We start from the raw sequence: 13719 nt of genomic DNA on the forward strand, positions 1-13719 counted from the left end.
TTTGACGGGTTTGCCCAGATTTTGCCACATTTTCAGTGCATACAGTTTTATGAAAGTTGGTGGGGGTACTGATTTTCGAGGCTGCTATGATTGATGCAAAAACACAATTTGACCACCGCTTACGCGATTTGGGCCGTAAGCATGCTGCAATGGCCAATGGCTATACTCCGAAGGTACGTGCCGACGGTTTGATCGTTATCCAACCAAAGCGCAAAAATGCCTTTATGCCATTCAAGTTTGCGATGTTTGCGATTGCGGCGTTGCTGCTGTTCAAAACCTTTTTGTTGGCGGCGGTCGGGCCAGACGCCTATTCGGATCGCTTGGGCAAGCTGGAAACCGGAACGGTATTTGAGCAAGCTGGCGCTTGGGCCATGCAAATCGATCCGGCCACCCAATATGCAGCCGGAATGATTGGTCCCATCCTGCGCTGATCCCGGAATTTATACTGACAACGCTACGGGGTTTATTTTGACCCCGTTGGCGTGAACCGGTTCGGCGCCTGCACGTCGATGCATCCACAGACACAGACACTGACACAGTTTACAGGCACAAAAAAGCCGCGCATCCGTTAGGACACGCGGCTTTTGCCGTCTCGATCAAGGTAAACTCACGGGGAGGATCGCTGACCTTGAGAGATCGTTCTGTTTGCGTCGCGATTAGCGACCGATGAATGTTTCGATAGAGCCGCGTGACAAGCCGATGTCTTCCAGCTCGCGGTCGGTCAAAGCGGACAGTGCATTGCGTGTGATGCGTGCTTCGTTCCAGTTCTGAACTGCAGACAGTGCATTGTGGAAGAAACGTGTAACTTGGCCTGCTACTGTAGCTGAGCCGTATGTTGTGCGTGTTGTGTCGAAAGTTGCCATTGTAGCAGTCCTTTAAATTGTTGGCCGGGACGTTCCGGTCTTTGTGTGAAAGGCATCTATGCTCAAATATTACGCGCTACAAGAATGTTTCTTTGCATGTGTGATATGCATTCTGTGCATGGGTCTGAAATGTAGTTAACGTACCGTAAATAAGGCAAAAAATGGACCTACGGCAGTGTCCATTTTAGCAATTTACGGGATCAAGGAAGGTCTTGAATGTCGTCTTTGATCGCCTTGTGTCGCTTTCATGCCGCAATGCAGCATTTCAATCCGCGCTTGGCGGATGTTCGCCTTTCGTGCTACAGGCTTAACAAATAGATAAAAGAGCAGGGCACAGTGGTGAAAATACGTGTTTTGGGCATTGATCCCGGACTTCGGAACATGGGGTGGGGCATTATCGATGTCGAAGGGCCCCGTCTAAGCCACGTGGCGAACGGGGTCATCCATTCAGCGGGGCCGGATTTGGCCGCGCGTCTTCTGGCTTTGCATGAAGGGCTTAGTGGCGTTGTTGCGCAGTATCGCCCGCGCACCGCCGCCGTTGAACAAACATTTGTCAACAAAGACGGCGCAGGCACTTTGAAACTGGGGCAAGCCCGAGGCATTGCCATGCTGGTGCCGGCACAAGCGGGGTTGCCTGTTGGCGAATATGCCCCGAACAAGGTCAAAAAAACCGTTGTTGGTGTTGGCCACGCGGAAAAGCAACAAGTGCTGCATATGGTCAAACTGCAATTGCCCGGCGTGGTGATTGACAGCCCCGATGCTGCGGACGCCTTGGCCATTGCCATTTGCCACGCCCATCACGGTGGTGCCGCAGGTTTGGCCGCAGCCGTGGAAAGGGCCATCGCATGATTGGAAAAATCACAGGTCGTATCGACTATCGCAGCACCGACCACGTTTTGGTCGATGTGCGCGGGGTGGGCTACATTGTGTTTGTCTCGGAACGCACGATGGCTGGTTTGCCAGGGACGGGCGAGATCTGCGCGTTGTTCACCGATCTGGTGGTGCGCGAGGATTTAATGCAGCTTTATGGCTTCCCGACATTGGCTGAAAAGGAATGGCACCGTCTGCTGACGTCTGTGCAGGGGGTCGGGGCGAAAGCGTCCTTGGCCATCTTGGGCACGTTGGGCGTCGATGGTGTCAGCCGTGCCATTGCGCTGGGTGATTGGAATTCGGTGAAAGCGGCCAAAGGCATCGGTCCCAAAATTGCGCAACGGGTTGTGTTGGACCTGAAGGACAAAGCCCCAAGCGTGATGGCAATGGGTGGCACAGTGGCGCAAGCGCTGGGCGACGCCGAGGCAGAGGTGATCGAAGCACCAACTGCCCCCGTGCCGCCGCAGAACCCGTCGGCACAAGCCGAAGCGCTGTCAGCTTTGGGCAATCTTGGCTACGGCCCCGGTGACGCTGCAGGCGCAGTTGCACAAGCCGCAGGCGAAGACCCAAGCGCCGAAACACCCGCCTTGATCCGCGCAGCCTTGAAGTTGCTGGCCCCTAAAGGCTAGGTGAAGCCATGAGCGAACCTGACCCAACTTTGCGCCCCGAGGCACAACCCGAAGATTTCGATCGCGCTTTGCGTCCGCAGGCCTTGGACGAGTTTGTGGGCCAAGCAGAGGCGCGTGCAAATCTGAAGGTGTTTATCCAATCCGCCAAGCAACGCGGCGAAGCGATGGATCATACTTTGTTTCATGGCCCTCCGGGGTTGGGCAAAACCACACTTGCACAGATTATGTCGCGCGAGTTGGGCGTGAATTTTCGCATGACCTCTGGTCCGGTTTTGGCCAAAGCTGGGGATTTGGCCGCGATCCTGACCAATCTGGAAGCGCGTGATGTTTTGTTTATCGACGAAATTCACCGCCTGAATCCGGCTGTGGAAGAAGTTCTTTATCCGGCCTTGGAAGACTTTGAGCTGGATTTGGTCATCGGTGAAGGCCCGGCGGCCCGCACCGTGCGCATCGAATTGCAGCCCTTTACACTTGTCGGAGCGACGACACGTATGGGGCTTTTGACAACGCCCTTGCGCGATCGCTTTGGCATTCCGACGCGGTTGCAATTTTACACCGAAGACGAGTTGTTTGTGATTGTTGAGCGCAACGCCCGCAAACTTGGCGCACCTGCGGATGAGGCGGGGGCACGCGAAATTGCCCGTCGCGCCCGCGGCACCCCGCGTATTGCTGGCCGTCTTTTGCGCCGTGTTGTTGATTTTGCCGTGGTGGAAGGCGACGGGCGCGTCACGAAAGCGCTTGCGGACCGTGCCTTGACCCGCCTTGGTGTGGATCACTTGGGACTTGATGGGGCGGATCGGCGCTATCTGTCCTTGATTGCCGAGAACTATGGTGGCGGTCCAGTTGGGATTGAAACAATGAGTGCCGCCCTGAGTGAAAGCCGTGATGCTTTGGAGGAGGTGATTGAGCCTTATCTGTTGCAGCAAGGCTTGATCCAGCGCACCCCGCGCGGTCGTATGTTGGCGGCCAAGGCTTGGGCGCATTTGGGGCTAGAGCCACCTAAGTCGCAGAGCGATTTGTTTGGCTGATCCTTGGGGACCCTCCGGGGGAGGTTTATTGAGCGAGATGAAGATGGATCATTCCGAGATAGAGCCGTTGTTTACGCGTGGCGATGGTGCGTTTGTATTTGCGCGTTGGGGCCGTCCGATGGCCCCTGTGGTATTTGGCGTGCAAGAAGAGACCTTATCCGTTGTGAAAGGCGCGATTGAGGCTGTCTCAAACCTTGCGGGCTTGGAAGTGGTTGAGACCGACCCAGAGCTTGGTAGCAATTTCATGTGGTTTTTCTTTTCCGAATGGGACGAACTGCCCGAGGTTCCGGGTTTGGATGGGTTGGTGCCAGATCTGGTGCCTTTGGTCGCGCGTCTGAAGGCTGCAGATGCCAATCAGTACCGTGTGTTTCGTTTTGATGAGGCGGAGGCGATCAAGTGCTGTTTTGTGTTTTTGCGCATGGACCAGCATCTGAGCGATGTGCCTGCCGAAACATTGGCATTGTCGCAGGTCGTGCAATCGGTGCTGTTGTGGTCGGATGTGGCGTTTCGCGATCGTTCACCTTTGGCTGTGGCAGGCGACGTCACTGTATTGCGCCCTGAGATCGGCGCGTTGATCCGGGCAGCCTATGATCCAGTGTTGCCCGGCGCATCAATGGACAAAACACATGCGCTGCGTCTGGCGGCAAGGGTAGGAGTTGCACAATGATCCACCGGTTTCCTGTCACCGTTTTCTACGAAGACACCGATATGGCGGGCGTTGTCTATTACGCCAACTATCTGAAGTTTATTGAACGGGCGCGGTCTACGATCGTGGAAGATATGGGTGTTGACCAACGGGCGATGCGCGAAGACGAGATTGTGTTCGTCGTGACCCGTGTGGAGGCTGATTACCTTGGGTCGGCCCGCCTTGGGGATCGTCTGGTTGTGAAAAGCACGCATTACGGTCAAGGCGCTGTGCGTTGGGTGTTCGACCAAGAGGTGCTGTTGGGCGAAAAGGTCATTTTCCGTGCCAAAGTCACTGCGGCTTGCATGTCAACAGCCGGAAAACCGACCCGTTTGCCTGCGAAAATCCGCGCATCCCTGCCTAAACAAGGCTGATATGACACCATAGTGATAGCTTTCCCCGTGTTCTTTGGTTAGAATCGGGCGCAATAATGGTTCGAAAAACGAACCGCAACGAGAGCAGGCATATGGAAAATGAGGCGCTGGCCCTTGCGCAGGAGATTGATTTCTCCATGTGGGCCCTATTCGCACGTGCGACGTTCACTGTAAAACTTGTGATGATCATGCTGATCGTGGCCTCGTTCTGGGCCTGGTCCATAATCGTGCAAAAGTTGATCCAGTACCGCAAGGCGCGGTCCGAGGCGCAGGCCTTTGATGAACGCTTTTGGTCGGGGGAGCCTTTGGACGGGCTTTTTGATCAGATCGGTGCAACACCTGATGGCCAATCCGAAAAGATTTTTGCATCCGGAATGATGGAATGGCGCCGGTCGCACCGTGATGATGGTGGTTTGATTGCGGGTGCCACAGCCCGCATCGACCGGTCTATGGATGTGGCGATCAACAAAGAGGCGGAGGACCTGCAAAAGGGTTTGACGGTTCTGGCGACGGTTGGATCGTCTGCGCCGTTCATTGGTTTGTTTGGTACAGTCATCGGCATCATGAATGCCTTCATCGAAATTGCAGAGCAGCAAAACACGAACCTGGCTGTCGTGGCCCCAGGCATCGCCGAGGCCCTTTTGGCCACGGGTCTGGGGTTGCTGGCTGCCATCCCGGCTGTGATCTTTTACAACAAGCTAAGCGCGGACAGTGATCGCATTGTTGCCAGCTATGAGGCGTTTTCAGACGAATTCGCCACCATCCTCAGCCGCCAGCTGGACAGCTAGTCATGGGCGCAGGGGTTGTTCAAAAAGAGGGCGGGGGGCGACGCAGGCGGCGCGGGGCAGGGCGTACCCGCCCGATGGCCGAGATCAACGTAACGCCGTTTGTCGACGTGATGCTGGTGTTGCTGATTATTTTCATGGTCGCGGCCCCCTTGTTGACTGTGGGGGTGCCAGTTGAACTGCCCAAAACCGCAGCCGGTGCGTTGGATGTGGAACAAGAAGAACCGCTGACAGTGACCATTACGGCCCAGGGCGAAGTGCAAATCCAGACCACCGCCACGGCGCGTGATGATCTGGTGCCAAAACTGCGTGCCATCGCGTCAGAACGCGACAGCGACAAGGTGTTTTTGCGTGCCGATGGTGCGGTGCCTTACGAACTGGTCATGCAAGTTATGGGCGCGTTGAACGCAGGCGGATTTTCAAACATCGGTTTGGTGACGGATATTGGCGGTCCGACCCTTGATGGGACAGTCGAGCAATAGCGCATGGATGTGGGCCAAGTCATATCCGGGACCGGCCATGTGGCACTGATTGGATGGGTGCTGCTGGGCGGCGTCTTTCAATCAGAGCCTTTGCCGATTGAAGCGACAGAAGTGTCGGTGATTTCCGGTGCGGATTTTGCAGCGCTTATGGCGGGGCAAGACGCGCCGTCTTCCGCCACCGATGTGGCACAACCTGCGCAGCCTGACCCCGTTGATGATGCCCCCGAGGTGCCGCAAGCATCTGATTCCGTGGCGGAAACACCGGTTCCGCAAGTGGTTGAAACACCCCCTGCAGATCAGGTTCCTGACGTCACCGAATTGGCCCCGCCCCCTGAGGCAGAGGTGGATGATGTGGCGCCTGTGCTGCCCACGCCCCCGGCAGAGACTGCCGTCTTGGTGCCTGAACAAGCCGAAGAGGCGGTTCCACTGCCATCGGACCGCGTGGCCCCGGACCCTGTTGCGCAGCCCGACCCCGAAGCGGCACCTGATCCGGTGCAACAAGATGCGGTGACTGAAAGCGATACGGGCGAAACTCCGCAAGAAACACAAGAGGCCACAGCCCCTGAAGCGGCCTCTGACCAGATTGTAACAGAAGCGGAAGAACCCGCCGCTGCACCGAATGCGTCGCTGCGGCCGCCGTCGCGTCCGTCGCGCCCCGTTCCTGCGGTTCAGACCCCGCAGCCGGAAACACAGCCACAAACGCAAACCACGCAGGACGACAATAGCTCTGATACGGACGCGGCCGTGCAGGCGGCGCTGGATGCGGCGTTGAACGCCACCAATGATGCGCCGGCTGCGCCAAGCGGCCCGCCAATGTCAGCCGGTGAAAAGGATGCATTGCGTGTTGCTGTATCCAGCTGTTGGAACGTCGGGTCTTTGTCATCGGACGCCTTGCAGACCACCGTTACGGTCAGTGTTGCGATGTCCCAAGACGGCAAGCCGATAGCAAGCTCTGTTCGAATGCTGTCGTCGGAAGGTGGCACGGCGTCGGCGGCGAAACAGGCTTATGAGACCGCACGGCGCGCGATAATTCGCTGTGGTGCACGCGGTTTTCCGTTGCCTGCTGACAAATACGATCAATGGAAAGAGATTGAGATGACCTTCAATCCTGAAAGGATGCGGATCAAATGATACTTCGAGTTCTCCTGGCCTGTGCCGTGATGCTGATCAGCATGAGTGTTTTGCCGTTGCGCGCAGAACCCTTGCGTATCGTCATTGACGAAGGTGTGATTGAGCCGTTGCCTTTCGCGTCCCCCAACTTTGTCGCTGAAAATGCCGGCAGCGCCGAGATGGGCGCACAGTTGGCCCGTGTTGTGGCGGCTGATTTGCAAGGGTCGGGGTTGTTTCGTGAAATCCCGTCCAGCGCCTATATCAGCCAGGTCAGTGATTTCGGGGCGCCCGTGCAATTTGCCGACTGGAAAGCGATCAATGCGCAAGCTTTGGTCACAGGCGCCGTCAATGTGTCCGGTAACAATCTGACAGTCAAATTTCGCCTTTACGATGTGTTTTCTGGCGGGGAACTTGGCAGCGGATTGCAGTTTCAAGGCACCACAGACGGTTGGCGGCGCATGGCCCACAAAGTGGCCGATGCCGTTTACAGCCGCATTACAGGCGAGACCGGCTATTTCGACAGTCGTGTGGTCTATGTGTCCCAAAGTGGTCCAAAGGGTGATCGCAAGAAGCGTTTGGCGATTATGGATTATGACGGCGCGAATGTGAAATATCTGACAGACAGCCGCGCGATTGTTCTGGCGCCGCGGTTCAGCCCTACCGGTGATCGTGTGCTTTATACCTCTTATGAGACGGGTTTTCCGCGCATTTACGTGTTGGATGTGGGATCGGTTCAAAGGCGCGTTCTGGAAAGTCAGGATGGTGTCATGAGCTTTGCACCGCGCTTTGCCCCAAACGGGCAGACCGTGGTTTACAGCCAGGCTTCGGGGTCCAACACCGATCTGTTTGCGATGAACATCAGCAACGGGTCCACAACCCGCCTGACGTCCGCGCCGTCCATTGAAACAGCCCCCAGTTTTTCCCCCGATGGCACGAAGATCGTGTTTGAAAGCGACCGCTCAGGCAGCCCACAGCTGTATGTCATGCCCGCAAGTGGCGGTGAGGCGAAACGCATTTCCTTCGGGCAAGGCCGCTACGGCACGCCTGTGTGGTCACCGCGCGGCGATCTGGTCGCCTTTACCAAGCAATCCAAAGGACGCTTTCACATTGGTGTGATGCGTTTGGACGGATCCGAAGAGCGGTTGCTGACAGCATCGTTTCTGGATGAGGGGCCAACCTGGTCGCCAAACGGGCGCGTGATTATGTTCCACCGTGAGACGCAAGGCGCGTCTGGCACATCGACGTTGTATTCGGTTGATATTTCGGGTCGGAACCTACGTCCTGTGCGCACGCCCGAAGGCGGATCAGAGCCGTCTTGGTCTCCGCTGCAGAAATGATATGGGCCTTGCCCGAAACGTGTTAAGAGACATTAATAATTCAGTCCAAAAGAGGCAGAGCAGATGAATACCAAAGTTAAAATGATACTGGTTGCAGGGGCGCTGGCGCTGTCTGCTTGTACAAACCCCGCAGGTTTGGGGGGCGGTGGTGTCACGGATGGCACAGCCGGTGCAGGGACCGGAGGGGTCATTCCGGGATCGGTGTCCGATCCCACTTCTGTTGCTTATTTCCAGCAAGCGGTCGGGGACCGTGTTTTGTTCGTGGTGGATCAATCCACCCTGACCGATCAAGGGCGCACAATTCTGGATGGTCAGGCGCAATGGCTGATCACGAACACCGATTACACAGCTGTCATTGAAGGCCATGCCGACGAACAGGGTACAACAGCCTACAACCTAGCCTTGGGTGCACGACGCGCCGATGCGGCGCGGTCCTATTTGATTTCAAAGGGAATTTCAGGTGCTCGCCTTAAGGTAGTCTCTTATGGCAAAGAGCGTCCAGCTGAGGTATGCAGTGATGAAGCGTGCTATGCGAAGAACCGCCGCGCCGTCACTGTTTTGGCGGGTGGCCTGACAGGTTAGGACCGAAATGCGTTACAAAATGCTTTTTGCGGTGTGCTTGATGGCGCTGCCTTTTGGGGCGGCGGCGCAAGACGAACAGACTTTGGCTGACATTCGCCAAGAACTGACCGTGCTGAATGTGGAAATTCAGAAACTAAAGCGTGAATTGAACACCACGGGCAGCGCCACAGGCGGTGTTGCCGGTGGATCTGTGTTGCAGCGTATCGAAAGCATCGAGTTCGCCTTGCAGTCGCTGACCGGCAAAACAGAGCAACTTGAATTTCGCATCAACCGCGTTGTGACAGACGGTACAAACCGTATTGGCGACCTGGAATTCCGTCTTGTTGAACTGGAAGGCGGCGACATCGGCGCTTTGGGTGAAACATCGACGCTTGGCGGAGAAACTGGCGCGGTACAAACCCCCAGCCAGCCAATCCCAACGCAACCTGAAACGCAATTGGCAGGCACAGAACAAGCAGACTTCGAGCGGGCGTCGGAGGCGCTCGCATCCGGTGACTTTCGCGGCGCCGCTGACCAGTTTGCGACCTTTAATCAAACCTATCCCGGCGGACCGTTAGCGGTTCAGGCTGACTTCAAGCGCGGTGAGGCTTTGGAAGGGCTGGGCGACATTCGTGCCGCTGCCCGCGCCTATCTGGACAGTTTCAGCGCCGACCAAACCGGACCGACAGCGCCAGACGCGCTTTTCCGGTTGGGGGCGGCTTTGGGGCGTCTCAACCAAGTCGACGAAGCTTGCGTGATGTTATCGGAAGTGTCAGTCCGCTTTCCAACCGCAGATGCAGCACTGCAAGCCAATGCGCAAATGCGCAACATCGGGTGTTCCTCATAATGAACAAGGCAGACCTTTCGGACGCCTTCGCACAACAGCTTCTGCCCAAACCACCTAGCAAACTAGGGGTGGCAGTATCGGGTGGGGGTGATTCCGTGGCCCTGCTGTCTTTGGCGGCCATATTCGCCGAAGAACACGGGATTGAATTGCACGTCATCAGCATTGATCACGGCCTGCGGGCCGATGCCTATCAGGAACTGAAACTGGTGACACAAATGTGCGCAGACATCGGCTGTCAGCACCATTTGGAGTATTGGTCGGGTTGGGACGGCGGCGGCAACCTTCAGGATCGTGCGCGCGTTGCGCGGTACGAATTGATGGGAGATTGGGCCGCAGGCAATGGCATTTCTGTGGTGTTGTTGGGCCATACCGCCAACGATCAGGCGGAAACGCTGATGATGCGGTTGGCCCGTGGTGCGGGTGTGGATGGATTATCAGCGATGTCCGCGCGTCGTATGCAAAACGGAGTCACGTGGGTGCGCCCGCTTTTGGGGATCACACGGCGTGATTTGCGCAGCTATTTGCAAAGCGAAGGTCTGGTGTGGGCAGAAGACCCGTCCAATGAGGATCGCGATTACGAACGCATTCGCATGCGCGATGCACTGCGCATTCTGGAGCCCTTGGGGTTTTCGACAGAAAACCTGACTGCGGTGGCCGATCAAATGTCTCAAGCGCGTGCCGCGTTGAATTGGCAAACTTTTTTAGCGGCCCGTGAGGTTGTCGAAGTGTCGCACGGTGCGGTGTGTTTTAACATGAAAGTCTATCGCACTTTGCCGGTCGAAATCTCGCGTCGGTTGTTGGTGCATGCTTTGGGATGGCTTAGCAATGCAGAGTACCCGCCGCGCCGCAATGCGGTTGAAGTGGCCCGTCATTCCATCCGTGACGGGGTCGGACACACCCTGCATGGCTGCCAGATTCAGCGCGAAGGCAATACACTTTGGATCTACCGGGAATTCAATGCAATCAAAGACTTAACGTCAGATATTGGCGATGCATGGGACGATCGCTGGTATGTCGAGGGCGAAGAAGAAGACCCCGTTTACCGGGTGCGCGCCCTTGGGGCGGACGGGCTTGCAAAGACCAAAGACTGGCGCGAATTGGGTGTGCCACGTGCGGCTTTGATGGTGACGCCGGGTGTGTTCTTGAACGGCGAATTGATCGCGGCCCCTGCGGTTGAGGACACGGATGAATGGTCCGTTGAATTGGAAGGTGGGGCTGATGGGTTCTTTGGTGCGCTATTATCGCATTGAACACAGCCGTTACATCTCTATCTTATAGAAAAGCCCGACGCATATCGCGCCGGTAATCCGTATTTAGGAGAGTTTCCTTGGGAAATGCACGCAACATCGCCTTTTGGGTGGTCCTGTTCCTTCTGGTTTTCACAATGTTCCAGATGTACAATGGCAGCAGCGGCTCTATGCAAAGCCAAACCGTCAGCTATTCAACGTTTGTTGATGACGTCGAGGGCGGCAACGTCAGCGATGTGACCTTGGATGGCGAACAGGTTCGTTTCGTCAAAGGTGGCAAGGAATATGTAACGATCAAACCCGGTGATGCCGAAGTTACCGACCTGTTGATCGCCAACGACGTGCCTGTTGAAGCCGAACAACAAGCGCAATCCGGCTTTCAGGCCTTCTTGATGACAATTCTGCCGTTCCTGCTGCTGATCGGTGTGTGGATTTACTTTATGAACCGCATGCAAGGTGGCGGCAAAGGCGGCGCGATGGGCTTTGGCAAATCCAAAGCCAAGATGCTGACCGAGAAACACGGGCGTGTCACCTTTGACGACGTGGCCGGCATCGACGAAGCCAAAGAAGAACTGGAAGAGATCGTTGAATTCCTGCGCAACCCGCAGAAGTTTTCGCGTCTTGGCGGCAAAATCCCGAAAGGTGCCCTGCTTGAGGGCCCTCCCGGCACCGGTAAAACCTTGCTGGCACGCGCGATTGCCGGTGAAGCGGGTGTGCCGTTCTTTACAATCTCCGGTTCCGACTTTGTTGAAATGTTCGTGGGTGTTGGTGCGTCCCGCGTGCGCGACATGTTCGAACAGGCGAAGAAAAACGCACCTTGCATCGTGTTTATCGATGAAATCGACGCTGTGGGCCGATCGCGTGGCGCAGGCTACGGTGGCGGCAACGATGAACGTGAGCAAACGTTGAACCAGTTGCTGGTCGAAATGGACGGCTTTGAGGCCAACGAAGGCGTCATCATCATCGCGGCGACCAACCGTAAAGACGTGTTGGACCCTGCTTTGCTGCGTCCGGGTCGCTTTGACCGTCAGGTCACCGTTGGCAATCCCGACATCAAAGGTCGTGAAAAGATCCTGAATGTACACGCACGTAAAACGCCGCTTGGTCCGGACGTTGACTTGCGCATCATCGCGCGTGGCACACCCGGTTTTTCCGGTGCGGATCTTGCGAACCTTGTGAATGAGGCGGCCTTGATGGCGGCCCGCGTCGGGCGTCGCTTTGTGGCGATGCACGACTTTGAACAGGCCAAAGACAAGATCATGATGGGCGCTGAACGCCGGTCTATGGTACTGACGCAGGATCAAAAGGAAAAAACCGCCTACCACGAAGCGGGCCATGCTATTGTCGGCATCAACCTTGAGAAATGTGATCCTGTCTACAAAGCCACCATCATTCCGCGCGGCGGGGCGTTGGGCATGGTGATGAGCCTGCCTGAAATGGACAAATTGCAGATGTTCAAAGATGAAGCCGAACAGCGTATTGCGATGACGATGGCGGGCAAAGCCGCTGAGATCATCAAATACGGTGCGGATTCTGTATCTTCTGGTCCTGTGGGCGACATCATGCAGGCCAGCCAATTGGCGCGCGCCATGGTGATGCGCTACGGCATGTCCGATAAAGTCGGCAACATCGACTATCAAGAAGCAGCAGCTGGCTATCAGGGTGGTGGTGGTGCAGGGGGCTTTTCTGTCTCAGCAGCAACCAAAGAGCTGATCGAAAGCGAAGTGAAGCGTATCATCGATGAAGGCTATGATCTGGCCTATAAAATCATCGAAGAAAAAAACGTGGAGTTTGAACGCCTTGCCCAAGGTCTGCTGGAATATGAAACGCTGACGGGCGAAGAAATCGCACGTGTCGTAAAGGGGGAACCACCCCATATCGACGAAGACGATGACAGCAATAAACCCGACGAAGGCAACGCCAGTGTCACAGCGATCCCAAAAGCAAAGGGCAAAAAGTCCGGCCCATCCGGTGACGGTGGGATGGAACCCGAACCGACCTAAATGGGGATCATTGCCCGAAATGGGCATCTCACAAAATTTCATGGGGCTCCGCTGCGGCGGGGCCTTTTCTTTTGAGAGACGACAGATCAGGCTATCCGAACACACCACATCCGGAGTCTTCATAAATGCCAGCCCTTAAACCTACCAGCTTTAGCGCCACGATCACCTGGTTGGGACGTGTGTCTCCGGATCAAGGCTTGCGGTCCCAAGCATTGCAGACGGCCTTCGCCAGCTTTGACGGGATTGCAGGCGAGGCACATGGCGGGCCAACGCGGCCTTCGTGTTCGCGCGTACTTGCGCAACATCCGCGGGGCACCGAAATCCGGAACACACGGCAATTAAGCATCGTCAGCGCAGAAGAACTTACCAAAACAGCGCAAGCAATGGGGCTAGATGCGATTGATCCTGAATGGATCGGGGCATCAATGATCGTTGAAGGACTATCTGACTTTACCCATGTTCCGCCGTCTTCGCGGTTGCAAGGACCAAGCGGCGTGACCTTGGTGGTTGATATGGAAAACCGCCCTTGCATCCTGCCCGGTCGCGAAATTGAGGTAGAGGCGGCCGGGTTTGGTGGGCGCTACAAACCTGCCGCAAAGGACCGGCGCGGCGTCACCGCTTGGGTGGAGCGCGAAGGCGATCTTACGCTTGGTGATAGCCTCACGCTTCACGTGCCAGATCAACGCCTGTGGGCCCATCACGAAACGCTTTAACGGATCATTTTTATTGGCGCACATCACTTACGTGTCTTTTTCCCAAAAAATCCCGGGGGGAGACGCCATAAGGCGGCGGGGGCTGGCCCCCGAGCGCACACTGACCATGACGCACAACGGTTTCCGAAAAGAAACGCACCTGCGACATTTCGACGTAACCACTCGTCGAAATGTCGGAAATGCCA

General features: G+C 56.3%; 16 protein-coding genes. 15 read left to right on the forward strand and 1 reads right to left on the reverse strand.

The genetic code is table 11. The features are described from left to right. Nucleotides 1–86 precede the first annotated feature (86 nt). Entirely contained in the window at nt 87–431 is a 345-nt protein-coding gene (locus ASD8599_RS06115; RefSeq protein ID WP_108827713.1) for a hypothetical protein, read from the forward strand. 225 nt (nt 432–656) lie between these two features. On the opposite strand, the gene ASD8599_RS06120 is transcribed toward ASD8599_RS06115, so the two are convergent. After that, a complete protein-coding gene (locus ASD8599_RS06120) occupies nt 657–863 on the reverse strand; it encodes a DUF1127 domain-containing protein (protein WP_108827714.1) in 207 nt (68 codons plus the stop codon). A gap of 381 nt (nt 864–1244) precedes the next feature. Between ASD8599_RS06120 and ruvC the strand changes: the two genes are divergently transcribed. The 14 genes from ruvC to ASD8599_RS06190 all read left to right on the forward strand — a co-directional run bounded on the left by ruvC (nt 1245) and on the right by ASD8599_RS06190 (nt 13534). Continuing rightward, nucleotides 1245–1712 (forward strand): crossover junction endodeoxyribonuclease RuvC, encoded by a 468-nt coding sequence (gene ruvC / locus ASD8599_RS06125; protein ID WP_245926127.1) that lies wholly within the window; start codon nt 1245–1247, stop codon nt 1710–1712. After that, a complete protein-coding gene (gene ruvA, locus ASD8599_RS06130; RefSeq protein ID WP_108827715.1) occupies nt 1709–2362 on the forward strand; it encodes a Holliday junction branch migration protein RuvA in 654 nt (217 codons plus the stop codon). Before ruvC ends, ruvA begins: the two co-directional genes overlap by 4 nt. A gap of 8 nt (nt 2363–2370) precedes the next feature. Continuing rightward, nucleotides 2371–3390: a Holliday junction branch migration DNA helicase RuvB gene (gene ruvB, locus ASD8599_RS06135; protein WP_108827716.1), complete on the forward strand. Its 1020-nt coding sequence runs from the start codon at nt 2371–2373 to the stop codon at nt 3388–3390. Between the two features lie 43 nt (nt 3391–3433). Beyond that, nucleotides 3434–4057, forward strand: a complete 624-nt coding sequence (locus ASD8599_RS06140; protein WP_108830036.1) for a hypothetical protein — start codon at nt 3434–3436, stop codon at nt 4055–4057. Next, a complete protein-coding gene (locus ASD8599_RS06145) occupies nt 4054–4449 on the forward strand; it encodes a YbgC/FadM family acyl-CoA thioesterase (protein ID WP_108827717.1) in 396 nt (131 codons plus the stop codon). The genes ASD8599_RS06140 and ASD8599_RS06145 overlap by 4 nt, the downstream gene beginning before the upstream one ends. A gap of 92 nt (nt 4450–4541) precedes the next feature. Further along, a complete protein-coding gene (gene tolQ, locus ASD8599_RS06150) occupies nt 4542–5237 on the forward strand; it encodes a protein TolQ (protein WP_108827718.1) in 696 nt (231 codons plus the stop codon). A gap of 2 nt (nt 5238–5239) precedes the next feature. Further along, nucleotides 5240–5716 carry a protein TolR gene (gene tolR, locus ASD8599_RS06155; protein ID WP_108827719.1) on the forward strand — a complete coding sequence of 159 codons (477 nt, stop codon included), beginning with the start codon at nt 5240–5242 and terminating at the stop codon, nt 5714–5716. Between the two features lie 39 nt (nt 5717–5755). Then, the gene (locus ASD8599_RS06160; RefSeq protein ID WP_306418866.1) at nt 5756–6847 is read left to right on the forward strand and encodes an energy transducer TonB; all 1092 of its coding nucleotides are present in this window, start codon (nt 5756–5758) and stop codon (nt 6845–6847) included. A gap of 29 nt (nt 6848–6876) precedes the next feature. Beyond that, nucleotides 6877–8163: a Tol-Pal system beta propeller repeat protein TolB gene (tolB, locus tag ASD8599_RS06165; protein WP_422664761.1), complete on the forward strand. Its 1287-nt coding sequence runs from the start codon at nt 6877–6879 to the stop codon at nt 8161–8163. A gap of 63 nt (nt 8164–8226) precedes the next feature. Further along, a complete protein-coding gene (gene pal, locus ASD8599_RS06170; RefSeq protein WP_108827722.1) occupies nt 8227–8745 on the forward strand; it encodes a peptidoglycan-associated lipoprotein Pal in 519 nt (172 codons plus the stop codon). A gap of 7 nt (nt 8746–8752) precedes the next feature. Next, the gene (ybgF, locus tag ASD8599_RS06175; RefSeq protein ID WP_108827723.1) at nt 8753–9571 is read left to right on the forward strand and encodes a tol-pal system protein YbgF; all 819 of its coding nucleotides are present in this window, start codon (nt 8753–8755) and stop codon (nt 9569–9571) included. After that, entirely contained in the window at nt 9571–10821 is a 1251-nt protein-coding gene (tilS, locus tag ASD8599_RS06180) for a tRNA lysidine(34) synthetase TilS (RefSeq protein WP_108827724.1), read from the forward strand. Before ybgF ends, tilS begins: the two co-directional genes overlap by 1 nt. 77 nt (nt 10822–10898) lie before the next feature. Then, nucleotides 10899–12821, forward strand: coding sequence for an ATP-dependent zinc metalloprotease FtsH (ftsH, locus tag ASD8599_RS06185; RefSeq protein WP_108827725.1), 1923 nt, complete (start codon nt 10899–10901; stop codon nt 12819–12821). A gap of 125 nt (nt 12822–12946) precedes the next feature. After that, complete coding sequence (locus ASD8599_RS06190; protein ID WP_108827726.1) at nt 12947–13534, forward strand: MOSC domain-containing protein; 588 nt, start codon at nt 12947–12949, stop codon at nt 13532–13534. Nucleotides 13535–13719: the final 185 nt, after the last annotated feature.

Source organism: Ascidiaceihabitans donghaensis (genome assembly GCF_900302465.1).
Lineage (GTDB): Bacteria > Pseudomonadota > Alphaproteobacteria > Rhodobacterales > Rhodobacteraceae > Ascidiaceihabitans > Ascidiaceihabitans donghaensis.

What these genes read in the sequence shown, in the direction of transcription:
- ybgF (WP_108827723.1), top strand. Translation starts at nt 8,753, where the DNA reads ATGCGTTACAAAATGCTTTTTGCGGTGTGCTTGATGGCGCTGCCTTTT.
- ruvA (WP_108827715.1), top strand. Translation starts at nt 1,709, where the DNA reads ATGATTGGAAAAATCACAGGTCGTATCGACTATCGCAGCACCGACCAC.
- tolQ (WP_108827718.1), top strand. Translation starts at nt 4,542, where the DNA reads ATGGAAAATGAGGCGCTGGCCCTTGCGCAGGAGATTGATTTCTCCATG.
- tilS (WP_108827724.1), top strand. Translation starts at nt 9,571, where the DNA reads ATGAACAAGGCAGACCTTTCGGACGCCTTCGCACAACAGCTTCTGCCC.
- tolR (WP_108827719.1), top strand. Translation starts at nt 5,240, where the DNA reads ATGGGCGCAGGGGTTGTTCAAAAAGAGGGCGGGGGGCGACGCAGGCGG.
- pal (WP_108827722.1), top strand. Translation starts at nt 8,227, where the DNA reads ATGAATACCAAAGTTAAAATGATACTGGTTGCAGGGGCGCTGGCGCTG.
- ASD8599_RS06115 (WP_108827713.1), top strand. Translation starts at nt 87, where the DNA reads ATGATTGATGCAAAAACACAATTTGACCACCGCTTACGCGATTTGGGC.
- ASD8599_RS06140 (WP_108830036.1), top strand. Translation starts at nt 3,434, where the DNA reads ATGGATCATTCCGAGATAGAGCCGTTGTTTACGCGTGGCGATGGTGCG.
- ASD8599_RS06120 (WP_108827714.1), bottom strand. Translation starts at nt 863, where the DNA reads ATGGCAACTTTCGACACAACACGCACAACATACGGCTCAGCTACAGTA.
- tolB (WP_422664761.1), top strand. Translation starts at nt 6,877, where the DNA reads ATGCTGATCAGCATGAGTGTTTTGCCGTTGCGCGCAGAACCCTTGCGT.
- ruvB (WP_108827716.1), top strand. Translation starts at nt 2,371, where the DNA reads ATGAGCGAACCTGACCCAACTTTGCGCCCCGAGGCACAACCCGAAGAT.
- ASD8599_RS06145 (WP_108827717.1), top strand. Translation starts at nt 4,054, where the DNA reads ATGATCCACCGGTTTCCTGTCACCGTTTTCTACGAAGACACCGATATG.
- ruvC (WP_245926127.1), top strand. Translation starts at nt 1,245, where the DNA reads ATGGGGTGGGGCATTATCGATGTCGAAGGGCCCCGTCTAAGCCACGTG.
- ASD8599_RS06190 (WP_108827726.1), top strand. Translation starts at nt 12,947, where the DNA reads ATGCCAGCCCTTAAACCTACCAGCTTTAGCGCCACGATCACCTGGTTG.